Annotated in this window: 27 protein-coding genes; 20 read left to right on the top strand and 7 right to left on the bottom strand. The window is 66.6% G+C overall.

Annotation, left to right across the window (positions count from 1 at the left end):
• From AB4879_RS15060 to AB4879_RS15040, 5 genes are read left to right on the top strand one after another with little or no spacing between them, the layout of a single operon-like run.
• Window positions 1-1,170, top strand: coding sequence for an ABC transporter permease (locus AB4879_RS15060; protein WP_370508201.1), 1,170 nt, complete (start codon window positions 1-3; stop codon window positions 1,168-1,170).
• Window positions 1,170-1,736 carry an ABC transporter permease gene (locus AB4879_RS15055; protein ID WP_102806852.1) on the top strand — a complete coding sequence of 189 codons (567 nt, stop codon included), beginning with the start codon at window positions 1,170-1,172 and terminating at the stop codon, window positions 1,734-1,736. Before AB4879_RS15060 ends, AB4879_RS15055 begins: the two co-directional genes overlap by 1 nt.
• A gap of 2 nt (window positions 1,737-1,738) precedes the next feature.
• Entirely contained in the window at window positions 1,739-2,461 is a 723-nt protein-coding gene (locus AB4879_RS15050) for an ABC transporter ATP-binding protein (protein WP_102806851.1), read from the top strand.
• 24 nt (window positions 2,462-2,485) lie between these two features.
• Window positions 2,486-4,006 carry an APC family permease gene (locus AB4879_RS15045; RefSeq protein ID WP_199189845.1) on the top strand — a complete coding sequence of 507 codons (1,521 nt, stop codon included), beginning with the start codon at window positions 2,486-2,488 and terminating at the stop codon, window positions 4,004-4,006.
• Window positions 4,007-4,012: 6 nt separating this feature from the next.
• Entirely contained in the window at window positions 4,013-5,992 is a 1,980-nt protein-coding gene (locus tag AB4879_RS15040; protein WP_370508200.1) for a primary-amine oxidase, read from the top strand.
• 38 nt (window positions 5,993-6,030) lie between these two features.
• Here the strand turns inward: AB4879_RS15040 and AB4879_RS15035 are convergent, their stop codons facing one another.
• Window positions 6,031-6,459, bottom strand: a complete 429-nt coding sequence (locus tag AB4879_RS15035) for a MarR family winged helix-turn-helix transcriptional regulator (RefSeq protein ID WP_102806849.1) — start codon at window positions 6,457-6,459, stop codon at window positions 6,031-6,033.
• A 46-nt stretch (window positions 6,460-6,505) separates the two neighbouring features.
• On the opposite strand from AB4879_RS15035, the gene AB4879_RS15030 reads away from it, so the two are divergent.
• From AB4879_RS15030 to rlmN, 6 genes are all read left to right on the top strand, one after another.
• Window positions 6,506-7,183, top strand: a complete 678-nt coding sequence (locus AB4879_RS15030; protein WP_370508199.1) for a class I SAM-dependent methyltransferase — start codon at window positions 6,506-6,508, stop codon at window positions 7,181-7,183.
• A 41-nt stretch (window positions 7,184-7,224) separates the two neighbouring features.
• Window positions 7,225-7,578, top strand: a complete 354-nt coding sequence (locus AB4879_RS15025) for a Fe-S protein (protein ID WP_102806847.1) — start codon at window positions 7,225-7,227, stop codon at window positions 7,576-7,578.
• Window positions 7,579-7,702: 124 nt separating this feature from the next.
• Window positions 7,703-8,443, top strand: a complete 741-nt coding sequence (pyrH, locus tag AB4879_RS15020) for a UMP kinase (protein ID WP_102806846.1) — start codon at window positions 7,703-7,705, stop codon at window positions 8,441-8,443.
• A gap of 12 nt (window positions 8,444-8,455) precedes the next feature.
• Window positions 8,456-9,013 (top strand): ribosome recycling factor, encoded by a 558-nt coding sequence (gene frr / locus AB4879_RS15015; RefSeq protein ID WP_370508198.1) that lies wholly within the window; start codon window positions 8,456-8,458, stop codon window positions 9,011-9,013.
• 23 nt (window positions 9,014-9,036) lie between these two features.
• Window positions 9,037-9,903 carry a phosphatidate cytidylyltransferase gene (locus tag AB4879_RS15010; protein ID WP_102806844.1) on the top strand — a complete coding sequence of 289 codons (867 nt, stop codon included), beginning with the start codon at window positions 9,037-9,039 and terminating at the stop codon, window positions 9,901-9,903.
• A 17-nt stretch (window positions 9,904-9,920) separates the two neighbouring features.
• Window positions 9,921-11,012 carry a 23S rRNA (adenine(2503)-C(2))-methyltransferase RlmN gene (rlmN, locus tag AB4879_RS15005; protein WP_370508197.1) on the top strand — a complete coding sequence of 364 codons (1,092 nt, stop codon included), beginning with the start codon at window positions 9,921-9,923 and terminating at the stop codon, window positions 11,010-11,012.
• A 9-nt stretch (window positions 11,013-11,021) separates the two neighbouring features.
• Here the strand turns inward: rlmN and AB4879_RS15000 are convergent, their stop codons facing one another.
• The 4 genes from AB4879_RS15000 to AB4879_RS14985 form a co-directional block, all read right to left on the bottom strand.
• Window positions 11,022-11,276, bottom strand: a complete 255-nt coding sequence (locus AB4879_RS15000; RefSeq protein WP_036338962.1) for a DUF2631 domain-containing protein — start codon at window positions 11,274-11,276, stop codon at window positions 11,022-11,024.
• Between the two features lie 57 nt (window positions 11,277-11,333).
• On the bottom strand, window positions 11,334-12,677 hold the full coding sequence (locus AB4879_RS14995) for a deoxyribodipyrimidine photo-lyase (RefSeq protein ID WP_370508196.1): 1,344 nt from the start codon (window positions 12,675-12,677) through the stop codon (window positions 11,334-11,336).
• 121 nt (window positions 12,678-12,798) lie between these two features.
• Window positions 12,799-13,389: a fasciclin domain-containing protein gene (locus AB4879_RS14990; protein WP_370508195.1), complete on the bottom strand. Its 591-nt coding sequence runs from the start codon at window positions 13,387-13,389 to the stop codon at window positions 12,799-12,801.
• A 106-nt stretch (window positions 13,390-13,495) separates the two neighbouring features.
• Window positions 13,496-14,155 carry a fasciclin domain-containing protein gene (locus AB4879_RS14985; protein WP_370508194.1) on the bottom strand — a complete coding sequence of 220 codons (660 nt, stop codon included), beginning with the start codon at window positions 14,153-14,155 and terminating at the stop codon, window positions 13,496-13,498.
• Between the two features lie 193 nt (window positions 14,156-14,348).
• Between AB4879_RS14985 and dxr the strand changes: the two genes are divergently transcribed.
• The 6 genes from dxr to AB4879_RS14955 all read left to right on the top strand — a co-directional run bounded on the left by dxr (window position 14,349) and on the right by AB4879_RS14955 (window position 22,305).
• The gene (gene dxr / locus AB4879_RS14980; RefSeq protein WP_370508193.1) at window positions 14,349-15,524 is read left to right on the top strand and encodes a 1-deoxy-D-xylulose-5-phosphate reductoisomerase; all 1,176 of its coding nucleotides are present in this window, start codon (window positions 14,349-14,351) and stop codon (window positions 15,522-15,524) included.
• Window positions 15,521-16,750 carry an RIP metalloprotease gene (locus tag AB4879_RS14975; protein ID WP_102806838.1) on the top strand — a complete coding sequence of 410 codons (1,230 nt, stop codon included), beginning with the start codon at window positions 15,521-15,523 and terminating at the stop codon, window positions 16,748-16,750. Before dxr ends, AB4879_RS14975 begins: the two co-directional genes overlap by 4 nt.
• Window positions 16,751-16,797: 47 nt before the next feature.
• Window positions 16,798-17,949 (top strand): flavodoxin-dependent (E)-4-hydroxy-3-methylbut-2-enyl-diphosphate synthase, encoded by a 1,152-nt coding sequence (ispG, locus tag AB4879_RS14970; RefSeq protein WP_370508333.1) that lies wholly within the window; start codon window positions 16,798-16,800, stop codon window positions 17,947-17,949.
• A gap of 43 nt (window positions 17,950-17,992) precedes the next feature.
• Window positions 17,993-18,847, top strand: coding sequence for a GNAT family N-acetyltransferase (locus AB4879_RS14965; RefSeq protein ID WP_102806836.1), 855 nt, complete (start codon window positions 17,993-17,995; stop codon window positions 18,845-18,847).
• 192 nt (window positions 18,848-19,039) lie between these two features.
• Entirely contained in the window at window positions 19,040-20,392 is a 1,353-nt protein-coding gene (locus AB4879_RS14960) for a family 16 glycosylhydrolase (RefSeq protein ID WP_370508192.1), read from the top strand.
• Between the two features lie 89 nt (window positions 20,393-20,481).
• Window positions 20,482-22,305, top strand: a complete 1,824-nt coding sequence (locus AB4879_RS14955) for a penicillin-binding transpeptidase domain-containing protein (protein WP_370508191.1) — start codon at window positions 20,482-20,484, stop codon at window positions 22,303-22,305.
• Window positions 22,306-22,314: 9 nt separating this feature from the next.
• Here the strand turns inward: AB4879_RS14955 and AB4879_RS14950 are convergent, their stop codons facing one another.
• Entirely contained in the window at window positions 22,315-22,581 is a 267-nt protein-coding gene (locus AB4879_RS14950) for a hypothetical protein (protein WP_036338938.1), read from the bottom strand.
• Window positions 22,582-22,745: 164 nt separating this feature from the next.
• Here AB4879_RS14950 and AB4879_RS14945 point away from each other — a divergent pair, with 164 nt between their 5' ends.
• Window positions 22,746-23,660 (top strand): NAD(P)H-dependent flavin oxidoreductase, encoded by a 915-nt coding sequence (locus AB4879_RS14945; RefSeq protein WP_370508190.1) that lies wholly within the window; start codon window positions 22,746-22,748, stop codon window positions 23,658-23,660.
• Between the two features lies 1 nt (window position 23,661).
• Here the strand turns inward: AB4879_RS14945 and AB4879_RS14940 are convergent, their stop codons facing one another.
• Window positions 23,662-24,063, bottom strand: a complete 402-nt coding sequence (locus AB4879_RS14940; RefSeq protein WP_370508189.1) for a ubiquinol-cytochrome c reductase iron-sulfur subunit — start codon at window positions 24,061-24,063, stop codon at window positions 23,662-23,664.
• A 55-nt stretch (window positions 24,064-24,118) separates the two neighbouring features.
• Here AB4879_RS14940 and AB4879_RS14935 point away from each other — a divergent pair, with 55 nt between their 5' ends.
• Together AB4879_RS14935 and map are read left to right on the top strand one after the other, a co-directional pair.
• On the top strand, window positions 24,119-24,694 hold the full coding sequence (locus tag AB4879_RS14935; RefSeq protein ID WP_083116837.1) for a DUF1707 domain-containing protein: 576 nt from the start codon (window positions 24,119-24,121) through the stop codon (window positions 24,692-24,694).
• A 9-nt stretch (window positions 24,695-24,703) separates the two neighbouring features.
• Complete coding sequence (map, locus tag AB4879_RS14930; protein ID WP_102806831.1) at window positions 24,704-25,564, top strand: type I methionyl aminopeptidase; 861 nt, start codon at window positions 24,704-24,706, stop codon at window positions 25,562-25,564.
• The last annotated feature ends 60 nt before the right edge of the window (window positions 25,565-25,624 follow it).

Here is a 25,624-nt window from a genome sequence, read left to right as displayed (position 1 = left end):
GTGGAAACCTCTGCCTCCACAACGATTTCGCGGCCATCGGTGATCGCCACAACATCCGGAAACAAGACGTTCGTGCGTCTGCTCCGGTTTGCTTGGGCGAACATCCGCCGGCGGCCCGAACGGTTTGTGCTGTCTGTTCTCGGTATCGCACTGGCGATCACCTGCGTGACGGTGGTGCGCACGATTTCGTCGAGCTTCGCCATCACCGGCGCCGATTCGGTGACCGACGTGCTCAGTGGTGCTCAACTGTGGGCGGTGCCTGCCGCGGGCGTCCACTACGACAGCTCGGTGCAGGCGCTCGTCGCCGATGGTCCGGTCCCGGTGATCGACGCCCCTGGGGGGTGGCGGGCGATCAAGACGCTCTCGGGCATCACCGATATCGGTGGTACGCCGGTATCGCTGCGCGGCAATGACGAAATCCCAGACAGCCAAGCAGTTTTGGGCTCCGGTGTCGCGCAAAGACTGGGTCTGCACGACGGTGACCGGGTCAGTGTCGGCTCGCAGAGCCTCGCTGTGGTGGTACGCGGCACGGGAGAATCGGTCACGGTGTCGACCCCACTGGCGCGCACCGTGGTGGGCGACAGCGGGTGGTGGACCGTGTACGCGCCGACCGGTCAGGAGAAGAGCCGCAGCCTCGGCAGCACCTTCGGTGACGCGGTAGGGCTGCGGTCCACCTCCGATCCGTCCGTCAAGCCCGATCCCGGCGGCCCGGGATTGATCTACGACACGGTGGGCGGTACCGGCCCGCTGACGTTCGATCAGAAGTACTCGGCGTTGTTCTCCGGCAAGGTCACCAGCTCGACGCTGGGCATCATCTCGATCATCGGGCTGGTGCTGGGGTTCATCATCGCGGTCTCGTCCTTCCTGGCGGCCGTGCAGGAACGCCGCCGTGAGTTCGGCATCATGTCCAGCATCGGCCTGGCCGACGAGGTGCTTTATTTCTTCCTGGTGGAGTCCGCCGTCGTGTTCATGGCGGCTTACGTGGTGGGGGTGCTGACCGCGGGAGTCGCTGTGTGGCTGGTGATTCCGGGCATCGCGACCCCGGTCACCTGGCTTCAGGCGGCCGGCATGGTGGCGGGCTTCCTGCCCGCGATGTCGATCGTCGGTGCACTGATACCGGTGCATCGCCTGTTGCAGAACCGTCCGGTCGACCTGCTCGGAGCGCGCTGATGATGAGGTTCGGACTTTCCTACGGCTGGCTGGCGGCACGACGCCGGGTCCGCGAGATGGTGCTACCGATCGTCACCACCGCCACCGGCGCCTTTCTCGTCGTCATCGTCTTCGGAATGTCGGCAGGCATCCAGGAACAGTCGGCGTCGCTGGGTCACGCAGGAGAAATCGGCCGGGCCGTCATCCTGATCGCGATCACGGTGCTGCTGGTGGGTGTCGTGGAAGTGGCTGTGGCGACCACCCGCACGATCGCGCATCGCACCCGCGAACTCGGGGTGCTCGGCGCCACCGGAGTGCCGCGCCGTCCTGTCATCGCCGCACTGCTCGTCGAACCGGCAGTCGCGGCCACGCTCGGAGCGATCGTCGGTGTGGTGCTTGCGATCATCGCCGCCGTCGCATTCGGCATGCTCGGTCTGGTGCCCACCGGGGTGTCGGCGGCCGGTCTCGGATTCGGCTCGGCGATCGCGGTCGCGGTCAGCATTGCCGCCGCCCTGGCGACCAGCGTCATCCCCACCTGGAACGCGGCGTCGCGTCCCCCCGTCCATTCCCTGTCGACCGGAGGTTAGACATGACCGCAGTCGAAGACGCCGTCCCCGATGTCGCGTCAGCGCCCGAGCCGTCGCCGGTGATCGAGATCAGCGACGTGTGGAAGTTGCACAAGCTCGGCGACGAAGTCGTCAAAGCCCTGATCTCCGCCGAGTTGACCGTGATGCCAGGCGAATTCGTCTGCCTGATGGGTCCGAGTGGGAGCGGCAAGTCAACGCTGCTGAACATCATCGGCGGCCTGGACCGGCCGACCAAAGGGTCGGTGCTGATCGCAGGCCGGGACACCGCCAGGCTGACCGAAAGTCAGTTCGCCGCACTGCGCCACGACACCATCGGGTTCATCTTCCAGAGCTACAACCTGATCCCGTTCCTGTCCGCGGTCGAGAATGTCGAGCTGCCGCTGATGTTCGAGCCGTATGACCGTAAGGCGTTGCGGCAGCGCGCACTCGACCTGCTCGACCTGGTCGGGCTGAGCCACCGGGTGCACCACCAGCCGACCAAGATGTCGGGCGGTGAGCAGCAGCGCACCGCGATCGCGCGGTCGCTGATCAGCAACCCGACGCTGGTGCTGGCCGACGAGCCGACTGCAAATCTGGACCACCGTACGGGGGAGACGGTGGTGCGCATGCTGCGCGACCTGTGCTCAACGCTGGGCGTGACGGTCGTTGCCAGCACCCACGATCCCACGGTGGCCGATGAAGCGAGCCGTGTCGTCCGGATGAGAGACGGACAAATCATCAATTGATCCAACTCCGATGGGGAGTTACGTATGACGCAACAAATAGATGCGCCGGCCTCGGCCGGGCGTGACAAGCTGCTGACCACAGAGCTCGTTCCCGAGCAGGTACTGCCGAAGGTGATGACCACCTTCGGCCTGACCGCCACCTACGTCTTCATCATCTGCTGGATCACCGGCTCGTCGATCATGGCTGCCGGCGGGTGGACCGCGATCCCGATGTGGATTCTCGGCATCCTCACCTTCCTGATCCCCGCGGGCATGGCGGTCGCCGAACTCGGCAACCTGTGGCCCGGTGAAGGTGGTGTCTACATCTGGGCGACCCGAACCATGGGCGAGACTTGGGGATTCATCGGCGGCTACCTGTCGTGGATCCCGGTGGTGCTGAACTCGGCGTCCTCACCGGCGATCATCCTGCAGTTCCTGCTGCTGGCTTTTCACGCCGAATTGGGCCTGACGCTCACCATCATCATCCAGGTGGCGCTGCTGTGGGCCGTCATCGGCCTGGCGCTGGCCAAACTCGCTGCCAACCAACGCATCATGAACACCGTCTTCGTCGTCTATTGGGCCCTGACCGCCGTCATCTTCATCTCCGGCGTCATCTACGCCATCCGCAATGGGTCGGCCCAGGAGTTCACCGCGCACGCCGCAATGGTTCCCGACTTCGCCGGCGCCGGTTTCCTGTATGGCACCGTGCTGCTCTACCTGGTCGGTGTCGAGACGCCGTACAACATGGGCGCGGAGTTCCTCTCGGTACGCAAGAGCGGACCGAAAATGGTGGTGTACGGGTCGATCGCGCTGATCCTGATCTACCTGCTGACCACACTTGGCACCATCATGGTGCTGCCGGCCGATCAGGTGAATCCGGTCACCGGTGTCATCGGCATGCTGGGCACCGCCGCACCCAAGGGCGTGATGGAAGCCGCGGCTGTCGTGCTGGCCATCATCGTGTTTGTGGCGTTGATGAGCTACCAGGTCACCTACTCCCGACTGATCTTCGTCTCCGGTCTGGAACGTCACCTGCCGCGCATTTTTACGCACCTCAATCCGCGTACCCGCAATCCCGTGACGGCGATCCTCATCCAGGGCGTGCTCTCGTCGCTGCTCATCGTGGGGCTCTACTCCCAAAGCAGCATGGCCAACGTCACCGTGTTCCTGCAGGGCGGCCTGTCCATCGCGTGGCTGATTTCCGGATTCTTCTTCCTCGTCCCGGTCATCATCGCGCGCAAGAAGTACTCCGATCGCTATGCCGCGGAAAAGTTCTGGCGGATCCCCGGCGGCACGGTCGGTGTCTGGATCACGGTCATCGTCGGCTCGCTGGGCACCATCGGCGGCGTCTATTACTCGTTCGCGAAGTCGTGGATCGCGGATGTGCCCGACAGCACCTGGATGACCTGGACCGGCAGCATCGCGCTCGGCATGTTCGCCCTGGGTGTCGTCGTCTACATCTTCGGCCGGCGCTCGGCGCACAAGACGACCAAGGAAGACGCACTGGCGCATCTGGCCGTGCTCGATCTCAAGAAATCCGAATCACCTAGCCCTGAGGCGGTTTGACCGACAATGACCATGGACAGCACCGTGCTGAGCGCGGGAACGACCGATGACCGTGCCGCTTACCCGCTCGACCCGCTCAGCGGAGCCGAGATCGAGATGGCGGCCGCGATCGTCAAAGAATCCGACTATTCAACTCCGACACTAAAATTCGTGATGATCCAGCTCGCCGAGCCGGACAAGAACACGCAACTGACGTTTGAGTCGATGACCGATGTCCCGCGGCGGGCGTTCTGCACCATGTACGACGGGGCGGCCAAGATGATCTACGAGTCGGTCGTCGACATCGGCGCCCGGGTGGTGGAGTCCTGGACTGCGATTCCCGGCCGCTTCCCGTCGTATCTGGTCGAGCACATGACCGGCGTCGAGGAGGTGGTCCGAGCAGACCCACGCTGGCAGGAGGCGATGCGCAAGCGCGGCATCACCGATTTCGACCTGGCGATGATCGATCCGTGGCCGGCCGGCTATTACGGAGCGCAGGATCACTACGAGAACTCGCCGCTGATCTGTCGCCCGCTCACCTTCATGCGGGCGGCGCCGTCGGAGCACGGATACGCCCGCCCGGTGGAGGGCGTGATCGTGACCTTCGACCTCGACTCCATGACGGTGCTCGACGTCGAAGACCACGGCGTGGTGCCGTTGCCGCCCAAGGCGGGCAACTACTCGGCGCAGTTCATGTTCGACGCCGACAACCGACCGGCCTTCACCGAGTTCCGCGACGACGTCAAGACCATCGAGATCACCCAGCCGGACGGACCGAGCTTCACCGTCGACGGCTGGAAGGTCGAGTGGCAGAAGTGGTCTCTACGAGTGGGATTCAACCCGCGCGAGGGCCTGACATTGCACGAGATCACCTACAACGACCGGGGCACCGTCCGGCCGATCATGTACCGGGCCGCGCTCTCGGAGATGGTGGTGCCGTACGGGGACACCTCGCCGACACACTGGAACAAGAACGTGTTCGACATGGGCGAGGTCGGCATGGGCTTCTCGGCGAACCCGCTGACCCTGGGTTGCGACTGTCTGGGCGAGATCTTCTACTTCGACGGCATGGTGCACGATTCCGACGGCAACGCGGTCACCATCCCCAACGCGATCTGCATGCACGAAGAAGACTACGGAATCTCCTGGAAGCACACCGATTTCCGCACGGGCGAGGTCGAGGTGCGCCGCTCGCGCCGGCTGGTGATCTCGATGATCTGCACGGTCGGCAACTATGAGTACGGGTTCTTCTGGTACCTGTACAACGACGCGTCGATCGAGATGGAGGTCAAACTCTCCGGGGTGCTCACGACGGGGTCGATCCCCGAGGGTGAGAAGCCGCGGTGGGGCAAGCTGGTGGCGCCGGGTATCTACGGCCCGAATCACCAGCACTTCTTCAGTTTCCGACTCGACATGGCCATTGATGGTCCGGATAACAGTGTCTACGAGGTGGATTCGATCGCCGAGCCCGACCCGGCGCTCAACCCGCACCACAATGCCTGGATCACCCGAGACACCCTTGTCGCGTCGGAGGCCGAGGGCGCCCGGGACTGGAACTGGCAGACCGGGCGGTACTGGAAAGTCACCAACCCGTCGAAGATCAACGAACTCGGCGCCGAGGTGGGTTACAAGCTGGTGCCGCGGGATCCGGTGCCGGTGATGGTGCAGGAGGGCTCCTACATCTATGACCGGGCCCGCTTCGTCCAACACAATCTGTGGGTGACGAAGTACGACCCGGCCGAGAAGTTCGCCGCCGGGGACTACATGTATCAGTGCGCCGAGGCGCAGGGGCTGCCCGAGTACGTCGCCGACGACGCCCCGCTGGACAACACCGACGTGGTGCTCTGGTACACGGTGGGGGCCCACCACATCGTTCGGCCCGAGGACTGGCCGGTGATGCCGTGCGCCTACACCGGATTCCACCTCAAGCCGATCGGCTTCTTCGACGGCAATCCCGCGCTTGACCTGCCGCCGTCACCACCGAAAGCCTGCCACGCCAATCACTGACAACCAACGAGGCTGCAGCGCAACGTAATCGGGATCAGCTACTGGTCCGGGGCGCCGAGGGCGGCGAGAATGGTACGGAATTCTCGCCGCTGCTCGGTGGACAGGCCCGCCATCAGCCGCTGCTCGGCGGCGCGGACGCCCGTCTCGGTGCTGTCCAGCAGCTCTGCACCGGCCCGGGTCAGCTTCGCGGGCAACGAACGGCCGGAGGCCACGGTGTCGGGGCGGGTGACCAGCCGACGTTCTTCGAGGCTGCGCAGCACCATGTTCATCGCCTGTGGCGAGACGCCGGTGTCGCGGGCCAGTTCAGCGTTGGAGCGGTCGGGGAACCGGGACAGAATTCGCATGCAGATGTATTGCGGGAACGAGAGGCCGGCCGGTTCGAGCGCGGTGGTGCTCACTTCGGCGCGCAGCGCCGAGGCCACCCGGTGCATCAGGTAGCCCAGCGGCTCGTCGTGACCTCCACCCATGTCAATGATATTGACATATATCAACTGGGTTGATAGTCGTGGAGGTATGAGTACAGAAGATCTCTTTGATTCGGCCTACCGTCAGTCGGCTCCGCAGTTCGCGGGCCTTCGTCCGCCGTGGAGCATCGACGAGCCCCAGCCCGAGATCGCGGCCCTGATCGAACAGGGCAAGTTTCACGGTGACGTGCTTGATGCCGGCTGTGGGGAGGCGGCGGTCTCGATCTACCTCGCCGAGCGCGGCTTCACCACCGTCGGTCTTGACCTGTCACCCGCGGCCATCGAGCTCGCCCGCGCGGAGGCGGCCAAGCGCGGCCTGCGGAACGCGAGTTTCGACGTCGCCGACATCAGCGACTTCGGCGGCTACGACGGCAGATTCGGCACCATCGTCGACTCGACCCTGTTCCACTCGATGCCGGTCGAGTTGCGCGACGGCTATCAGCGCTCGATCGTGCGTGCGGCCGCACCGGGGGCGTCCTACTTCGTCTTGGTCTTCGCGGTCGGATCGATGCCCGCCAATGGGCCCGTGCATCCGGTGACCGAGGACGAGCTGCGCGCCGCGGTCGAACCGTATTGGGTGATCGACGAGATCCGTCCCGCGCGTATTCACGCCAACGTGCCACCGGAGATGGCTGAGATGGTCAAGTCGGCCGGTGGTGACCTGCGTGAGGAGCCGAAGGGTCGCAAGTCGATGCCGGCCTGGCTGTTGTCGGCGCACCTCGGCTGACTGCCGCTTGATGGGCGACGTCGTGTCGTAGGCTCTGCCGCATGGAACTACTACGTCATGTAGTTGTGCTGGTGCACATCGTCGGGTTCGCGGTGACGTTCGGCGCGTGGGCGGCCGAGGGAGCCGCCCGGAGGTTTCGCACCACCCGGTTGATGGACTACGGCCTGCTGGTGTCGCTGCTCACCGGTCTGGCGCTGGCCGCGCCGTGGCCCGCCGGAATTGTCTTGAACTATCCCAAGATCGGGGTCAAGCTGGCCATCCTGGTGGTGATCGGTGGCCTGCTCGGTATGGGCAACGCCCGGCAGCGGCGCACCGGCGAGCCGGTTCCGCGCCCGGTCTTCCTCTCGGTGGGGGTCTTATCGCTGACGGCAGCGGGTATCGCTGTGCTGTGGTGATGGGCGCACCAGGCATAACCCGGGAAATCGGCACCTTCGGCGATGAGGCAGGATGGAAGTGCCGTCCCGAAAGTCGCCGGGATGGCACTCTCATGCCAGGAGCCCGACTAGTCCGAGGAGTCTGATGGGGGAGACGGCGACGGATTCTCAGGAATTGCGCCCACATTTCAACAGGGTGGTGCTCAAGCTCGGTGGGGAGATGTTCGGCGGCGGATCGGTCGGGTTGGATCCCGACGTCGTCGCCCAGGTGGCCCGCCAGATAGCCGAGGTGGTCCGCAGTGGCGTCCAGGTTGCTGTCGTCATCGGCGGCGGCAACTTCTTCCGCGGCGCGCAGCTGCAGCAGCGCGGGATGGAACGCACCCGCTCCGATTACATGGGCATGCTCGGCACGGTCATGAACAGCCTTGCGCTGCAAGACTTCCTGGAAAAGGAAGGCATCGTCACCCGGGTTCAGACCGCCATCACCATGGGGCAGGTCGCGGAGCCTTACATTCCCTTGCGCGCGGTGCGGCACCTGGAGAAGGGGCGCGTGGTGATCTTCGGAGCCGGCATGGGTCTGCCGTACTTCTCCACCGACACCACAGCGGCGCAGCGCGCCCTCGAGATCCGTGCGGATATCGTGCTGATGGCCAAGGCTGTCGATGGCGTCTTCACCGCCGATCCGCGACAGGACCCGAAGGCCCAGATGATCACCGAGATCAGCCACCGCGAAGTGCTCGATCGCGGGCTTCAGGTCGCCGACGCCACGGCGTTCAGTTTGTGCATGGACAACGGAATGCCGATCCTGGTCTTCAACCTGCTCACCGACGGGAATATCGCCCGGGCGGTCGCAGGTGAGAAGATCGGAACTCTGGTCAGCGGTTGAGAGGACCACTACATGATTGAAGAGGCTCTCTTCGATGCCGAAGAGAAGATGGAGAAGGCCGTCTCGGTCGCCCGCGACGACTTAGCGTCCATCCGGACCGGACGGGCCAACCCGGGAATGTTCTCCCGCGTCGTCGTCGACTACTACGGGTCGCCGACGCCGATCACGCAGCTGTGCAGCGTCAACGTGCCCGAGGCACGGATGGTCGTCATCAAGCCCTACGAGGCGTCGCAGCTACGGGCGATCGAAGACGCGATCCGCCACTCCGATCTCGGGGTGAACCCCACCAACGACGGCAACATCATCCGGGTGTCGATCCCGCAGCTGACCGAGGAACGCCGCCGCGATCTGGTCAAGCAGGCCAAGTCCAAGGGTGAGGACGCCAAGGTGTCGGTGCGCAACGTGCGCCGTCGTGCCATGGAGGAGCTGCACCGCATCCGCAAGGACGGCGAAGCCGGCGAGGACGAGGTCGGGCGCGCCGAGAAGGATCTGGACAAGGCCACAGCCACCTACGTCGGCCAGATCGACGAGTTGGTCAAGCACAAGGAAGGCGAATTGCTGGAGGTGTAGCCACCTTTCAGCAACGCATCGAAGTGGCGGAAACCGATACCGGCGGCGCGGCCGCGCAGCCATCGCCCAAGAGTTCGCGCGCAGGGCGTGATCTGCCCGCCGCCATCGCCGTCGGCGTCGTGCTCGGCGCAATGGCGATCGGCAGCCTGCTGTTCGCCCCGAAGTGGTGGATGCCGCTATTGGCCATCGCGATGGCGATCGCCACCCACGAGGTGGTCCGCCGGCTTCGCGAGCACGGGTATGTGATGCCCGTCGTGCCGCTGCTGCTCGGTGGCCAGGCGATGATCTGGCTGGCCTGGCCGTGGGGCGTGGCGGGAACGCTGGGCGCCTACGGTGCCACGATCGTGGTCGCCATGGTGTGGCGCCTGCTCGGTCAGGGTCTGCGCGAGCAGCCGGTCAACTATCTTCGCGACATCGCCGCCTCGGTGCTGCTGGCCACCTGGGTGCCGTTGTTCGCGAGTTTCACCGCGCTGCTGATCTTCCAGGACAACGGCGGCGCCCGGGTCTTCACCGTGATCGCCACCGTCGTGTTCGCCGACATCGGCGGCTACACAGCCGGCGTGCTGTTCGGCAAGCATCTGCTGGCCCCGGCGATCAGCCCGAAGAAATCCTGGGAGGGCCTGGGCGGCTCGCTGTTGTTCGGCGTCACCGCGGCCGTGCTTTCGGTCACGTTCCTGCTGCACAAGCCGGCCTGGGTCGGTCTGCCGCTCGGGCTGATGCTGGTGATCACCGGAGTCCTCGGCGACCTGGTGGAGTCCCAGGTCAAGCGCGACCTCGGTATCAAGGACATGGGCACGCTGCTGCCCGGCCATGGCGGCATCATGGACCGCGTCGACGCGATGCTGCCGTCTGCGGTCGCCGGCTGGATAGTCCTGACTCTGCTGGCCTGACCGCCATACTGGAGCCAATGAAACGAGAGCTCGTCTTCGAGGCACCGCGGCGTGGGTTACCGCCGCGGCATCTCGCCGACCTGGATGCCGCGGCCCGCGCGGCCGCGGTGGCCGAACTGGGGTTGCCGGCATTTCGGGCCAAGCAGCTCGCGCAGCAGTACTACGGCCGGTTGCTCGCCGATCCTCAGCAGATGACCGATCTGCCCGCGACGGTCCGCGACGCCGTCGCCGATGCGCTGTTCCCGAAGCTGCTCACGGTGGCCAAAGAAATCGAGTGCGACGCGGGTGAGACCCGAAAGACGTTGTGGCGCGCCCACGATGGCGCCACGTTCGAGTCGGTGCTGATGCGCTACCCGAACCGCAACACGGTGTGCATCTCGTCGCAGGCCGGCTGCGGCATGGCGTGTCCGTTCTGTGCGACCGGCCAGGGCGGGCTGACCCGCAATCTGAGCACCGCCGAGATCCTGGAGCAGGTTCGGGCGGCGGCGGTGACCTCGCGCGACGAGTTCGGCGAACGCCTGTCGAATGTCGTGTTCATGGGGATGGGTGAGCCGCTGGCCAACTATGCGCGGGTGCTTGCCACCGTGCAGCGGATCACCGCGGCGCCCCCGGAGGGCTTCGGGATCTCCGCGCGGTCGGTCACGGTGTCGACCGTCGGGCTGGCACCGGCGATGCGCAAGCTTGCCGACGAACACCTCGGTGTGACGCTGGCGTTGTCACTGCACACGCCGGACGACGAGCTTCGCGACACCCTGGTGCCGGTGAACAACCGCTGGCAGGTCAGCGACGTGCTTGACGCCGCGCGCTACTACGCCGACCAGACCGGCCGGCGGGTGTCGATCGAGTACGCGCTGATCCGCGACGTCAACGATCAGCCCTGGCGTGCTGATCTACTCGGCAAGAAGCTGCATCAGGCCCTCGGCCCGTTGGCGCACGTGAACCTGATTCCACTGAACCCGACGCCGGGCAGTGAGTGGGACGCCAGCCCCAAGCCGGTGGAACGCGAATTCGTCCGCCGGGTGCGCGCTCAGGGAGTGTCATGCACTGTGCGCGACACCCGCGGGCGGGAGATCGCCGCGGCATGCGGTCAGCTCGCCGCCAGCGGTTAGCGCGTCGGCCTAGCGGATCCAGCCGCGGCGGCGACCCCACCAGTCGCGCACGGTCACGGCGAACACCAGCACCGCGAACACGATCAGCACGTAATCCTCAACGTGGCCGACGTGGTTGCCCTTCAACATCGCCAGCAGGAAGACCGTGACGAAGATGCCGAGAGCGTGCCAGGTGCGCGGATTGACCTTGCTCCAGCCCCAGGCAGCTGAGGGTACGTCGGCCGGATCGACCTCTGAATAGCGCTCCACCTCGGTGCTGACCATTGCGGCTCCTGTCACTCGGCAACTGCGGTAATTCTGGCATACCGCTTCGACCCGAGCTCAGCCGATCTGGCCGTAGCGCCGCAGCGCTTCGACCCGCTCCGCGGCGTGGTCGACGATCGGCTCCGGATAACCGGGCGGTGGGCCGCCCTTGAGCTTGTGGACATCGGTGACGTCGGCGAGCTCGGGCACCCACCGCCGGATGTACTCCCCGTCGGGGTCGAACTTCTGGCCCTGGGTGGTCGGGTTGAACACCCGGAAGTAGGGGGCCGCGTCGGTCCCGGACCCGGCGCACCACTGCCAGCCGTGCTGATTGTTGGCCATGTCGCCGTCGACCAGCTGCTCGAGGAACCACCGGGCGCCCCACTGCCACGGCAGATGCAGATCCTTGACCAGGAAGGACGCCACGATCATCCGCACCCGGTTGTGCATGAATCCCGAGTCGCGCAGCTGACGCATCCCGGCGTCGACGATCGGAAATCCGGTGCGGCCCTCCTTCCAGGCCTCGAACGCCTTCGTCGACTCGGGGCCGGTGTCCACCTCGATGGCGTCGAAGTTTCGGTTCCAGTTCCACCACGCGCTGTCCGGCCACTGGTCGAGCACTGCGGCGTAGAAGTCCCGGAACGCCAGCTCCCGCAGATACGAAGCCGGGCCCTTGGCGCGGAAGTCGAGGTCGGCGGCCATCGTCCTCGGGTGAATCGTGCCGAACTTCAGATGCGCCGACATCCGGCTGGTGGCCGCTTTGTCCGGCCGGTTGCGATCCTCGTCGTAGTCGGCCAGATGGGATCGGACGAACTCCTTCCACCCGGCCAGCGCCGCCGCCTCGCCAGCCTCGAGGTCGAGGTCGGCGCCCGGGTCGGGGGCGTCCACCCGCAGCTTCGCGGGCAGGTCCGCCGGGTCGATCCAGTTCACCTTCGCTGTTGCCGAGGCGGCAGGCCCGCGCCATCCGACTTCCCGCCACCGCGCCAGGAACGGGGTGAAGACCTTGTACGGGGTGCCGTCGTCCTTGGTGACCCGACCCGGCGTGACGAGATAGGGCGAACCGGTGGCCTGCAGCGTCGCCCCCGTCTCGGCCAGTGCGGCCGTGACCGCCGCGTCGCGCCGCACCCCGAACGGGGTGAAGTCGGCCGAGACATGCACCTCGGTGGCGTTGATCTGCTTGCACAGCAAGGGGATTCGTTCCTCGGGCCGCCCGCGGGTGATCAGCAGCCGGCCGTCGAGTGAGTCGGCGAGCGTGCGCAGCGAATCCCCGAGGAATTGCAGCCGACGTGGGCCCGATGACGTCTCCAGACGCGGGTCCAGCACGAAGCAGGCGAGCACCTCGTTGCCGTCGGCGGCAGCCTCCAACAGCGGGGGCAGATCGTTCAGGCGCAGGTCGCGACGGAACCACAACAGTGTGGGCATGTTCCTATGCTGCCCTTTCCATGCTGAAGGTATGCGCGACGCAGGTCCTCACCCGCGGGGTGACCCGCACGCCGCCCGAGCTCTCGATCACCGAGCGGGCCGGCGTACGGGTCGCGCCGGTCTACTGCGCCGGCGGCATCAGCACCGTGTCGATGAGGTACACCGTGGCGTTGGCGGTGCGCACGCCACCGCACACCACGTTGGCACCGTTGACCTGCAGGTGATCGCCCGAGCCGGTGACCGTCAGGTCCGCGCCTTGGACGGTCTTGTGAGTCCCCACCACCTTGTCGGGTGTGGCCTGACCCGGAACCACGTGATAGGTCAGGATCGAGGTCAGCAGGTCCTTGTTGGTCTTGAGCTGGTCGATGGTGGCCGGGTCGATCTTCGCGAAAGCGTCGTCCGTGGGCGCGAAGACGGTGAACTGCCCGCCGTTGAGGGTGTCGACCAGGTTGACCTCGGGGTTCAGCTTGCCGGACAACGCAGCCGTCAGGGTGGTCAGCATCGGGTTGTTGGCGGCCGCGGTGGCGACCGGGGCCATCGACATCCCGCTCACCGAGCCCGGCCCGGTGGGCACCTGCTCGGCGTAGGCCGCGCAACCCGGCCCAACCGGACCCGAGTGGTTGTCGGCGGCGGCGACGGGAGCCAGACCCACCGAGAACACCGCGGCCATGGTGAGGCCGGCCATCGACGCGACCTTCGTGGATACCTTCATCGACATTCGATCATTCCTTTCGTAAGACGTTGCGCCAGAAGAGGTCAGCGCACCGTTGCGATGTGTTGTGTTGAGAGTTGGCGTGGTTCGTGCGGAGCGCGCCGGGTCACTGGGCGGGCGGCATCAACACCGTGTCGATCAGGTAGACCGTGGCATTGGCCGTCTGCACACCGCCGCACACGACGTTGGCGTCGTTGACCTTCAGTGCGTCACCGGATCCGGTCACCGTGACCTCTGCGCCCTGGACGGTCTTGTGCTGGCCGACGACCTGAGCGGGGCTGGCCTGCGCCGGAACCACGTGGTAGGTCAGGATCGAGGTCAGCAGGTCCGAGTCGGTCTTGAGCTTCTCGACGGTGGCGGGATCGAGCTTGGCGAACGCGTCGTCGGTCGGCGCGAACACGGTGAACTGTCCGCTGTCGAGGGTCTGCACCAGGTTGACGTTCGGGTTGAGCTTGCCGGTCAGGGCCGACGTCAGCGTCTTCAGCAGCGGGTTGTTGCTGGCTGCCACCGTCACCGGGTCCTTCGACATGCCCGCGACCGAACCAGGTCCGGTGGGCACCTGCTCGGCATAGCTCGCGCAACCGGGGCCGACGAGAGTGCCGGCCGGTGCGGCCGCCGCCGAGGTGGTGGTCGTGGTCGTGGTGGTCGCCGCAGGCGAGGTGCTCGACGACGACTCCGCCGTCGTGCTGGTCGAGGAACAGCCCGCGAAGAGCACGGCGGCCGCCGTCAGTCCGACAGCGCTCAGAACGGTGCGATGAAATGCCATAGGTGACTCCCTTGTCGTGTGAATCGGTTCCAGTCGGTGCGACCGGTCGTGATCGGCAATGCACAGGCAATTCGGCACGCACCGCGGTCCGGACGGGTGCATCCGGGGTGGGGTCACAAACGCGTCACAGTCTCGGCGGGCGCGAATCGGCAGGGATGCCGGGATTGCGGGCCGCACGCGGCACAATTGAGTGGTGAGCGCCGCCAACCGTCTCCGGGTCCTGATCTTGGGCAGCACCGGTTCCATCGGAACCCAGGCGCTGGAGGTCATCGCCGAGAATCCGGACCGGTTCGAAGTCGTCGGTCTGGCCGCCGGCGGGGGGAATCCCGACCTGCTCGCCCGACAGCGCGCCGAGACCGGTGTGACCAGCGTCGCCGTCGCCGACCCCGCCGCCGCGGACCAGGTGGGCGAGGTCACCTACAGCGGGCCCGACGCGGTCACCCGGCTGGTGCAGGACACCTGCGAGACCGGCGTCGACGTCGTGCTCAACGCCCTGGTCGGGGCGTTGGGGCTGGAACCGACCCTGGCTGCGCTGGCCTCCGGCGCCCGCCTGGCCCTGGCCAACAAGGAATCGCTGGTTGCCGGCGGACCGCTGGTGGTCAAGGCAGCGGCTCCGGGACAGATCGTGCCCGTCGACTCCGAGCACTCGGCGCTGGCCCAGTGCCTGCGCTCGGGCACTCCCGATGAGGTCGCCAAACTGGTGCTCACCGCCTCCGGCGGGCCGTTCCGCGGCTGGTCGGCCGCCCAGCTCGAGCCTGTCACTCCCGAGCAGGCCGGCGCCCACCCGACCTGGAACATGGGCCCGATGAACACGCTGAACTCGGCGTCGCTGGTCAACAAGGGTCTGGAGCTGATCGAGACGCATCTGCTGTTCGGTGTTCCCTACGAGCGCATCGAGGTCGTCGTGCATCCGCAGTCGATCGTGCACTCGATGGTGACGTTCACCGACGGCTCGACGATTGCCCAGGCCAGCCCGCCGGACATGAAACTGCCGATCTCACTCGCCTTGGGCTGGCCGGACCGGGTGCCCGCCGCCGCCGCGGCCTGCGACTTCACCACGGCCTCCACCTGGGAGTTCGAGCCGCTGGACGCCACGGTGTTTCCCGCCGTCGACCTGGCTCGCGAGGCCGGACAGGCCGGCGGCTGTCTGACCGCGGTGTACAACGCCGCCAATGAAGAGGCCGCCGAGGCCTTCCTGGCCGGAAAGATCCGGTTCCCGGCCATCGTGCGAACAATCGCCGACGTGCTGCACGCCGCAGACCAGTGGGCCGCCGAACCCGCTACCGTGGAAGAAGTACTTGACGCGCAGCGCTGGGCACGGCAACGGGCCCGCGAGGCCGTCACACAGGAGGTCGCTTCAATCCGATGATGTTCGTTATCGGCATTGTGCTGTTCGCACTCTGCATCCTCATCTCCGTGGCGCTGCACGAGTGCGGTCACATGTGGGTGGCGCGCGCCACCGGAATGAAGGTGCGCCGCTACTTCGTGGGCTTCGGTCCGACCCTGTGGTCCACGCACCGGCCCAACCGGCTCGGCTCCACCGAGTACGGCGTCAAGGCGGTCCCGCTCGGCGGCTTCTGCGATATCGCCGGTATGACCTCGGTCGAGGAACTCACGCCCGACGAGCGCCCGTACGCGATGTTCAAGCAGGACACCTGGAAGCGGGTGGCGGTGCTGTTCGCCGGGCCGGCGATGAACTTCATCATCGGTCTGGTGCTGGTCTACGGGATCGCCATCGTGTGGGGTCTGCCCAACCTGCATCAACCGACAAATGCGATGGTCGGCGAAACCGCTTGTGTCGCACCACAAGTCAGCAAAGACAAGGCGGGTGACTGCACTGGACCCGGTCCGGCCGCGCTGGCCGGCATCAAGAAGGGCGACGTCATCACCAAAGTCGGTGACGCCCGGGTCAAGACCTTCGACGAGCTCGTCTCCGCGGTGCGCAAGGTGAACGGTCCCACCGTCTTCACCGTCGACCGGGTCGAGAACGGGCAGTCCCGAGAGTTCACCACCACTGTCGACGTCACCACGACCCAGCGGTGGACGTCCAAGGACGCGACCGCACCGACCACTGTCGGTGCCATCGGTGTCGCGCCCGAGGTTTTCGGTCCCACGCAGTACAACCCGCTGTCGGCGGTCCCCGCGACGTTCGCGTTCACCGGTGACCTGGCCGTCGAACTGGGCAAGTCGCTGGCGAAGATCCCGACCAAAGTCGGCGCGCTGGTGCACTCCATCGGCGGCGGCGAGCGCGACCCCGAGACCCCGATCAGCGTGGTGGGCGCCAGCATCATCGGCGGCGACACCGTCGATCACGGTCTGTGGGTGGCGTTCTGGTTCTTCCTGGCCCAGCTGAACTTCGTGCTCGGCGCGATCAACCTGGTGCCGCTGTTGCCGTTCGACGGCGGTCACATCGCGATCGCGGTGTTCGAGAAGATTCGCAACCTGCTCCGGTCGGCGCGCGGCAAAGTCGCCGCGGCGCCGGTCAATTACCTGAAGCTGATGCCCGCCACCTACGTGATCCTCGTCGTGGTGGTCGGCTACATGCTGTTGACCGTCACCGCCGACCTGGTCAACCCGATTCGACTGTTCCAGTAGTCGGCCCGACGTTTGGAGATGAAGACGTGACTTCCATTGGCCTGGGCATGCCGGCCCCGCCCGCACCCGTCCTTGCGCCGCGCCGCACGACCCGCCAGCTGATGGTGCGCGACGTCGGCGTCGGCAGCGACCACCCGATCTCGGTGCAGTCGATGTGCACCACCAAGACTCATGACGTCAACACGACGCTGCAGCAGATCGCCGAGTTGACTGCCGCGGGCTGCGACATCGTGCGGGTGGCGTGCCCGCGCCAGGAAGACGCCGACGCGCTGTCCGAGATCGCCAAGCACAGCAACATTCCGGTGATCGCCGACATCCACTTCCAGCCGAAGTACATCTTTGCCGCGATCGACGCAGGCTGCGCGGCCGTGCGCGTCAACCCCGGCAACATCAAGGAGTTCGACGGCCGGGTCGGTGAGGTCGCCAAGGCTGCGGGCGCCGCGGGTATTCCGATCCGCATCGGGGTGAACGCCGGCTCCCTGGACAAGCGGTTCATGGAGAAGTACGGCAAGGCCACCCCGGAAGCGCTCGTCGAGTCCGCGCTGTGGGAGGCCTCGCTGTTCGAGGAGCACGGCTTCGGCGACATCAAGATCAGCGTCAAGCACAACGATCCGGTCGTGATGGTGGCCGCCTACGAGCAGCTGGCCGAAAAGTGTGACTACCCATTGCATCTCGGCGTCACCGAGGCGGGGCCCGCGTTCCAGGGCACCATCAAGTCGGCGGTCGCCTTCGGCGCGCTGCTGTCCCGAGGGATCGGCGACACCATCCGCGTCTCGCTGTCGGCCCCTCCGGTCGAAGAGGTCAAGGTCGGTATCCAGATCCTGGAGTCGCTGAACCTGCGGCCCCGCGGGCTCGAGATCGTGTCCTGCCCGTCGTGCGGGCGGGCGCAGGTCGACGTCTACACGCTGGCCAACGCGGTGTCGGCCGGTCTGGACGGACTCGACGTGCCGCTGCGGGTGGCCGTCATGGGATGCGTCGTCAACGGTCCGGGGGAGGCGCGCGAAGCCGATCTCGGCGTGGCGTCGGGCAACGGCAAGGGCCAGATTTTCGTCAAGGGCGAAGTGATCAAGACCGTGCCAGAGGCACTGATCGTCGAGACGCTGATCGAAGAGGCCATGAGACTTGCCTCCGAGATCGGCGACGCCCAGCGTGACAGCGGCGCATCTGCCAGCGGTTCGCCTGTCGTGACCGTAAGCTGATGGCGTAACCCGCCGGGGTTTCACTCCGCAGAAAGTAAGGCCCATGTCGGCTCCGCCACTGTTTCGTCTGGTCGACGAGCGACGGGTATCGGTGGTGCGCGACGCCGCGGCGGTGAGCCGGGTTTTCGCCGACGATCCGGTCGGCTCCTGCATGGTCGCGGCGCGCGTCGCCGATCACGGCGTCGAGCCGCAGGCGATCGGCGGCGAACTCTGGACGCGCAGGCGCGCTGAGGAATCCCTCTGCTACGCCGGGGCGAATCTGATTCCGCTCCGTGGCGCGCAACCCGACCTGCACGCGTTCGCCGACAAGGCGATGAGTACCGCCCGGCGCTGTTCGTCTCTGGTCGGCCGGGCCGAACTGGTGCTGCCGCTCTGGGACCGCCTGCAGCACACCTGGGGGCCCGCCCGCGATGTGCGCGACCACCAACCGCTGATGGCATTGGGTGTGTCCCCGTCCGCACGAATCGACCCGGCGGTGCGACGCGTGCGCGTCGACGAGCTCGATGCCTACCTGGTCGCCGCGATCGACATGTTCATCGGCGAGGTCGGTATCGATCCGCGGATCGGCGATGGCGGCCGGGGATATCGCCGCCGCGTCGCCAGCCTGATCGCGGCGGGCCGGGCCTATGCCCGATTCGAGCACGGGCAGGTGGTGTTCAAAGCGGAGGTGGGTTCGCAGTCACCGGTGGTCGGCCAGATCCAGGGCGTGTGGGTGCATCCGGAGTGGCGCGGCCACGGGCTCGGCACGTCGGGCACCGCGGCGGTGGCTGCCGCCGTGGTCAACAGCGGGCGCATCGCGAGCCTGTACGTCAACAGCTTCAACGCGGTCGCCCGTGCGGCATATGCGCGCGTGGGCTTCGCCGAGGTCGGGATGTTCGCAACCGTCCTGCTCGACTGATTTCGTCATATTTACATGTGCCCGATCTGAGACGAGATCTTCCCGATCCCGCCTAATGTAGGTGAGACGCGGTGCACGTCGCGTCAAGGTCTGGAGTTCGCGGGGGTCCGGGGTGTTTGCGGTCTGCCCGCGTTGTCGAATCGGGGGGTCGGCATGCGGGAATCTCGTTATGGTTTGCCAACTTCCGGCTGGGTGACCGGCGCCCTGATGGCGCTCGGGGTCGGCGCCTCGATCACAGTGGGCTGCGGTGTCGCGGCTGCTGACGACGGCTCGTCGTCGTCAGCGGCGGCGTCCACGTCGAAATCCGGTGCGGCACATTCCAAGCCGTCCTCACACACCTCGGCTGTGAGTCGGCCGCGCGCGCCGCAGGCGAAAAAGCCGGTGGCGGCGGTCGGCACGACCGGCCGCCGGGTCGCGGCGCAGGCGCAGGCGCAGCCCGAAGTCATCGCCTCCGCGCTGGTCGGCGCGCAACCGACCAAGGCGGTAACGGCCACCAAAGGTGCTTCGGCAGTGGGTAATCCGCTGGGGTTCCTCAATTCGATCGCCCGGCGGATTCAGGTCACCTTCTTCAACCGAACGCCGACGATCTATTACGACGCGTCGAAGAACGTCATCAATGACGACGGCAGCATCACCGGGCAGGTCATCGGCAGCGACGCCGACGGCGACACACTCAAGTACACCGTCAGCACCCCGGCGGACGGGACGGTGAAGGTCGACAGCAGCGGTCACTTCACCTACACGCCCGGGGCCGACTTCGTGCCCGCCTCCGGTGACCTGTTCACCGCGTCGGTGAGCGACGCCATGGCCGGGCGCTACCACGGACTGATGGGATTGCTGGTTCCGGGATGGGGGTCGACGGCAAGCCTGGTTGCGAAGGTGACCGGTACGATCACGGTGCCCGGCGATCCGGGAGGTGTCGGAACATGGGGTACACCAACGCGATCCACGTTCTTCACTGACTGGTCGGTGCTGTCGGACTGGTGGGTGTACAACGGCAGGACTCAACATGGCAACCGCACACCGAACCAGATTTCGTTCGCCGACGGGGTGATGACGCTGTCGGGTGACGCGGCAGGCAATGATGCGGGCATCGCGTGGGGGCCGGGCCAGAAGTACGGCGCCTGGGAGGTCCGAGTCAAGATCCCGGTGGGTGCGCCGAACTACGATCCCGTGCTGCTGCTATGGCCTGATGCCGAAAACTGGCCCACCGGAGGTGAAATCGACTTCATGGAGATCTGGGGCGACGGCTCGCGGCAGGCGGTGAATTCGGTCCTGCATTACTCGTCGACCAACCAACAGGCCGGTGCGACGATGGCGGTGGACGCCACGCAGTGGCACACCTACGCGGTCAAGTGGACACCGACCGAGATCACCACCTACGTCGATGGCACGACGATCTTCACCACCACGGACACCTCGATGTTTCCGCCGGGCCCGATGCACCTGGCGATCCAGCTGGACATGCTGGGTCCCGACATCTCGGCCGGAGCGAAGATGATGGTGGCGTGGGTCAAGGAGTATTCACTGGCGTCGGTCCTGTGACCGGCGCCGCGCAACTTTGAGGTTCCGATCGACTCCACCGCGGTGTGTTTGCGGCACTTTCCGGTCACGGGCTCATAACATTTGCCCCAATGGCTACTTGCACCTCATTAGCAACACGAGTAACAGGCGTCATCTCGGTTTTGGCGGTGGTGGCGGCGTCAGCGACCCTGTCGGCGTGCACCCCGCGCCCCGATGGGCCGGGCCCGGCTGCGGAGAGATTCTTCGCCGACCTCACCAAGGGCGACACCGCCTCGGCTGCGCAACTGTCCGACCGCCCGGCCGACGCCCAGGCCGCGCTGAACGAGGCATGGGCAGGGCTGCAGGCCACCCACCTCGACGCCCAGATCCTGGGCTCGCGATACACCGAGGACACCGGCAGCGTGAACTACCGCTTCACCTGGCAGCTGCCCAAGAAGCGAACCTGGACCTACGACGGCGTGCTGCAGATGATCCGCGACGAGGGCAATTGGCACGTCCGCTGGACCCCTGCCGGACTGCATCCCAAACTTGGTGAGCACCAGCACTTCTCGCTGCGTTCCGATCCGCCGCGGCGGGCCTCGGTCAATGAGCTCGGCGGTACCGACGTGCTCGCTCCGGCCAACCTGTATCGCTATCAGCTCGACGCCGCCAAGGCAGGCCCCGCGCTGATGTCCACCTCGCGGGTGGTCGCAGACCAGCTGCGCCAGTTCGACAACACCCTGGACCCGCAGCGCCTCGCTGAGCAGGCCAGCTCGTCGAGCGCCCCGCTGGACCTGATCACCCTCAAGCCGGTGGACCACGACAAGGTCGCTCAGGCGCTGGACATGCTGCCCGGGGTTGTCGTCACCCCGCAGGCCGACCTGCTGCCCACCGACGACCGCTTCGCCCCGGCCGTCATGGGCCAGGTGAAAAAGGCGGTGATCGACGAACTCGACGGCGAGGCCGGCTGGAGAGTGGTCAGCGTCAACCAGAACGGCGCCGACATCGACGTGCTGCACGAGGTGGCGCCCACCCCGGCGCCGTCGATCTCGATCACCCTGGACCGGTCGGTGCAGAACGCCGCCCAGCACGCCGTCGACACCCAGGGTCGCAAGGCGATGCTGGTGGTGATCAAGCCGTCGACCGGCGAGATCCTCGGCATCGCGCAGAACGCCGCGGCCGATGCCGACGGACCGGCGGCCACCACCGGGTTGTATCCGCCCGGCTCGACCTTCAAGATCGTCACCGCCGGCGCGGCCATCGACCGCGACATGGCCACCCCCAACACGCTGCTCGGCTGCCCGGGTGAGATCGACATCGGCCACCGAACCGTGCCGAACTACAACAAGTTCGACCTCGGCACGGTCCCGATGTCGAAGGCGTTCGCCAATTCGTGCAACACGACGTTCGCCGAACTGGCCAGCCGGATGCCCCCGACGGCGCTGACCGTGGCGGCCTCGCAATACGGCATCGGCCCGGACTACACCATCGACGGGCTGACCACGGTGACCGGCACGGTGCCGCCTACGGTGAACCTGGCCGAACGCACCGAGGACGGATTCGGCCAGGGCAAGGTGCTGGTCACGCCGTTCGGTATGGCGCTGGTGGCCGCGACCGTCGCCGCGGGCAAGACGCCGACCCCCCACCTGATCGTGGGCAGCCAGACCTCCGAGACCGGCGATCACCCGCCGATCACCCCGGCGATGCTCGACGGTCTGCGCCCGATGATGCGGCTGGTGGTCACCAATGGCACCGCCAAGGACATCAGCGACGCCGGCGATGTGCGCGGTAAGACGGGCGAGGCCGAGTTCGCAGGCGGATCCCATGCCTGGTTCGCCGGCTACCGCGGTGACATGGCGTTCGCAGCGCTGATCGTGGGCGGCGGGAGTTCGGAGTATGCGGTCCGGATGGTCAAGATGATGCTGCAGGAGTTGCCGGCCGACTACCTGGCTTGACCCCAGGCGTCAGAACGTCGGCAGGTACGACAGGCTCTCATTCCAGAAGTCGTCGTCACCGTAGCTGCGCAAGTACTTGGACTTTCGAAACGCCTTGTCTCCGAAGAGGTCGAACACGCCGACTTCGGAGTGGTCTTGCTCGGTCGCGACGTACGCCGTGTCGCCGCGCTCGAGTCGGCGAACCATGTGTTCGCGACGACAACTGTCGACATCGTTCCCGACCTGATACTGAACCGCGACCAGATGGCGATAGTCGCGGCTCTCGGGGGGTGACATTCGCCGAGCAACAATTTGATAACGCATCGCACCACCTCGAAATATGCAGCTAGAAAGCGTGTCGAAGACTCTACAAGAGTTTGCCAAAAATGCAGCGCCGTGTCGAGTTCTCGGCGCGTCGCTGCTGGCTCGAGACCGTGGAACACTCGATGCTTAGATGAGGCGTGGCCAACCGGATTCAGACTCTGCTGGGTGTTGCCTACCCCGTCGTCCAGGCCCCGATGACCTACATCGCGCGGGCCACGCTGGCCGCTGCGGTGTCCGAGGCCGGGGGACTCGGGGTGATCGAAACCCTCACTCCGGAAGGTCGCGCCGACCTGCGTCGAGTGCGCGATCTGACCGACCGGCCGGTGGCCGCCAATCTGATGATCCAGGGCTGGAAACGGGATCCGTCGATCGTCGATGTGCTCGCCGGGGCGAACGTCCGCCACGTGTTCACCTCCGCGGGCGACCCGGCCCTGTTCACCGCCCGGCTGCACGACGCGGGGATGACCGTGGTGCACGTGGTGGGATCGCTGCGGGGCGCCCTCAAAGCCGTCGACGCCGGGGTGGATGCGTTGGTGGTCGAGGGCGTCGAGGGCGGGGGATTCAAATCGGCGCTCGGAGCGTCCACCTTGGTGCTGCTGCCGCTGATCGCCGACCAGGTCGACCTGCCCCTGATCGCGGCGGGCGGGATCTGTGACGCCCGCTCGGCCGCCGCGGCGGTGGTCCTGGGGGCCGAGGGCGTCCAGATGGGCACTCGCATGCTGGCCAGCCGCGAGGCGGCGGTACACGCCAACTTCAAGGACGCCATCGTCGCCGCCGATGACTTCGGGACGATCCTGCTCGACCTTCCCGGCAATCCCACGATGCGGGTGCTGCACGTCGGTCTGGCCCGTCGGGTGTCGACCGAGGGGGCCTCCGCGCCGCTGATCAGCGGTGTCACCGAGCTCTACTTCGAGGGTGACATGGAGGCCAGCGTGGCCAACACCGGTCAGGTCTCGTCGCGCATCGGCGAGGTTCTGCCGGTAGCCGACATCGTCCGCGATACCTGGCTTGGCGCCCAGGGCGTCCTCACCGGGGCCGCGGCCCGGCTCTGAGTCAGTCGGCGACGATGTTGCCGCCCGCGACCCGCACCGCCACCTGGGTCAACGGAGTCACGGCGGGCCCGCGCAACACGGCGCCGTCCAGGCCGAACCGACTGCCGTGGCACGGGCAATCGAGCGTGCCGTCGGTCACCGTGGACAGCTTGCAGCCGGCGTGCGTGCAGCGGGCCACGAATCCCTCGAAGACGCCGGCGGTGGGCTGGGTGACGACGGTGTCGCCGATCACCTTGCCCGACCCGACCGGGATGTCGGTGGCCGCCGCCAGCACCTGACCCGGTGCACTGGTCGTCGGCGGGGACACGAGCTCACCGGTGTTGGAATTGCAGGCGGCGATCGGTGCGACGGCGGCCCCGATGAGGACAGTTCGACGCGGCAGCCCAGAGATCGACGCACTCATCGGCCCAGGCTAGCCAGCCCGATCCCAGAGGTCGAGCAGGTACCGTGGAGAGGCCATGACCGGAATCGAACACACCCCTGGACTGCGGGTTTCCGACGCCGACCGCAACGGAACGCTGCGGCGGCTGCACAACGCCGTCGCGCTCGGGCTGATCGACATCGGCGAATTCGAGGAACGGTCGGCGCAGGTGTCGGCGGCGCGGATGCATTCCGATCTCGAGGTGTTGGTGGACGACCTGCCGGGGCCCGGGGCGATCGTCACCTCCGCCGCCGATCGGGTTGAACTGCGCGGCTGGATGGGGTCGCTGAGGCGGCAGGGCGAGTGGATGGTGCCGACCCGGCTGGCGTTGGTGCGCCGCTTGGGTTCGGTCGACCTCGACCTGACCAATGCCCGGTTCGCCGGGCCAGTCGTCGTGATCGAGCTGGACATGGTGCGCGGGTCGTTGGATTTGCGGCTGCCCGACGGCGCCAGCGCGTCGATCGACGACGTCACCGTGTACGCCGGCAGCGCCCGCGACCGTCGCAAGGACGCCCCGGCGGAAGGCACCCCGCACGTCGTGCTCACCGGCCGGGTGGTCATGGGGTCGGTCAACGTTCGCGGCCCCAAGCGTCCGCTGTTGCGCCGCCACTAGGCTGGGAACATGCCCGTACGTACTGCACTCCGGCCCGGAACCGTTGCACCGGAACTGCCTGTCCCGAAGGCGATCGAGCGACCGGAATACGTCGGCAAGTCGACGGTCGCCGAAGGCAGCGAACCGTGGGTCCAAACGCCCGAGGTGATCGAGAAGATGCGCGTCGCCGGGCGGATCGCCGCCGGCGCGCTGGCCGAGGCGGGTAAGGCCGTCGCGCCGGGGGTCACCACCGACGAGCTCGACCGCATCGCCCACGACTACATGATCGATCACGGCGCCTACCCGTCGACGTTGCACTACAAGGGTTTTCCGAAGTCGTGTTGCACGTCACTGAACGAGATCATCTGCCACGGCATCCCCGATTCGACCGTCGTCGAGGACGGCGACATTGTGAACATCGATGTGACGGCCTACATCAACGGCGTGCACGGTGACACCAATGCCACCTTCTTGGCCGGCGAGGTCAGCGAGGAACACCGTCTGCTGGTCGAACGCACCCACGAGGCGACGATGCGCGCGATCAAGGCCGTCAAGCCCGGCCGGGCCCTGTCGGTGGTCGGCCGGGTCATCGAAGCCTATGCAAACCGGTTCGGCTACAACGTTGTTCGCGACTTCACCGGTCATGGAATCGGCACGACGTTCCACAACGGACTGGTGGTGTTGCATTACGACCAGCCTGAGGTCGAGACCGTGCTGGAGCCGGGGATGACGTTCACCATCGAGCCGATGATCAACCTCGGGGCGCTGGACTACGAGATCTGGGACGACGGCTGGACGGTGGCCACCAAGGACCGCAAGTGGACCGCACAGTTCGAGCACACGCTGGTCGTCACCGAGGACGGTGCGGAAATCCTGACGCTGGCGCCCTAGTCATGGCGAGTGTGCGTCCGCGTACGCGGTCAGCGGCGTGTTGCGTACGCAACCGCACGT

This window comes from Mycobacterium sp. SA01, from assembly GCF_041287105.1.
Lineage (GTDB): Bacteria > Actinomycetota > Actinomycetes > Mycobacteriales > Mycobacteriaceae > Mycobacterium.
The sequence above is the reverse complement of the archived record's forward strand: the minus strand, read 5'-3'. Positions and strand labels throughout refer to the sequence as shown.

Excerpts from the sequence above, each read along its gene's own strand:
- pyrH (WP_102806846.1), top strand. The coding sequence starts at position 7,703 with ATGGGGGAGACGGCGACGGATTCTCAGGAATTGCGCCCACATTTCAAC.
- map (WP_102806831.1), top strand. The coding sequence starts at position 24,704 with ATGCCCGTACGTACTGCACTCCGGCCCGGAACCGTTGCACCGGAACTG.
- AB4879_RS15050 (WP_102806851.1), top strand. The coding sequence starts at position 1,739 with ATGACCGCAGTCGAAGACGCCGTCCCCGATGTCGCGTCAGCGCCCGAG.
- AB4879_RS15000 (WP_036338962.1), bottom strand. The coding sequence starts at position 11,276 with ATGGTCAGCACCGAGGTGGAGCGCTATTCAGAGGTCGATCCGGCCGAC.
- AB4879_RS14995 (WP_370508196.1), bottom strand. The coding sequence starts at position 12,677 with ATGCCCACACTGTTGTGGTTCCGTCGCGACCTGCGCCTGAACGATCTG.
- AB4879_RS15025 (WP_102806847.1), top strand. The coding sequence starts at position 7,225 with ATGGAACTACTACGTCATGTAGTTGTGCTGGTGCACATCGTCGGGTTC.
- AB4879_RS15055 (WP_102806852.1), top strand. The coding sequence starts at position 1,170 with ATGATGAGGTTCGGACTTTCCTACGGCTGGCTGGCGGCACGACGCCGG.
- AB4879_RS15035 (WP_102806849.1), bottom strand. The coding sequence starts at position 6,459 with ATGGGTGGAGGTCACGACGAGCCGCTGGGCTACCTGATGCACCGGGTG.
- rlmN (WP_370508197.1), top strand. The coding sequence starts at position 9,921 with ATGAAACGAGAGCTCGTCTTCGAGGCACCGCGGCGTGGGTTACCGCCG.
- frr (WP_370508198.1), top strand. The coding sequence starts at position 8,456 with ATGATTGAAGAGGCTCTCTTCGATGCCGAAGAGAAGATGGAGAAGGCC.
- AB4879_RS14955 (WP_370508191.1), top strand. The coding sequence starts at position 20,482 with ATGGCTACTTGCACCTCATTAGCAACACGAGTAACAGGCGTCATCTCG.
- AB4879_RS14950 (WP_036338938.1), bottom strand. The coding sequence starts at position 22,581 with ATGTCACCCCCCGAGAGCCGCGACTATCGCCATCTGGTCGCGGTTCAG.
- AB4879_RS14965 (WP_102806836.1), top strand. The coding sequence starts at position 17,993 with ATGTCGGCTCCGCCACTGTTTCGTCTGGTCGACGAGCGACGGGTATCG.
- AB4879_RS14935 (WP_083116837.1), top strand. The coding sequence starts at position 24,119 with ATGACCGGAATCGAACACACCCCTGGACTGCGGGTTTCCGACGCCGAC.
- AB4879_RS15040 (WP_370508200.1), top strand. The coding sequence starts at position 4,013 with ATGACCATGGACAGCACCGTGCTGAGCGCGGGAACGACCGATGACCGT.
- AB4879_RS15045 (WP_199189845.1), top strand. The coding sequence starts at position 2,486 with ATGACGCAACAAATAGATGCGCCGGCCTCGGCCGGGCGTGACAAGCTG.
- AB4879_RS14985 (WP_370508194.1), bottom strand. The coding sequence starts at position 14,155 with ATGGCATTTCATCGCACCGTTCTGAGCGCTGTCGGACTGACGGCGGCC.
- AB4879_RS14990 (WP_370508195.1), bottom strand. The coding sequence starts at position 13,389 with ATGAAGGTATCCACGAAGGTCGCGTCGATGGCCGGCCTCACCATGGCC.
- AB4879_RS14975 (WP_102806838.1), top strand. The coding sequence starts at position 15,521 with ATGATGTTCGTTATCGGCATTGTGCTGTTCGCACTCTGCATCCTCATC.
- AB4879_RS15030 (WP_370508199.1), top strand. The coding sequence starts at position 6,506 with ATGAGTACAGAAGATCTCTTTGATTCGGCCTACCGTCAGTCGGCTCCG.
- AB4879_RS14940 (WP_370508189.1), bottom strand. The coding sequence starts at position 24,063 with ATGAGTGCGTCGATCTCTGGGCTGCCGCGTCGAACTGTCCTCATCGGG.
- ispG (WP_370508333.1), top strand. The coding sequence starts at position 16,798 with ATGCCGGCCCCGCCCGCACCCGTCCTTGCGCCGCGCCGCACGACCCGC.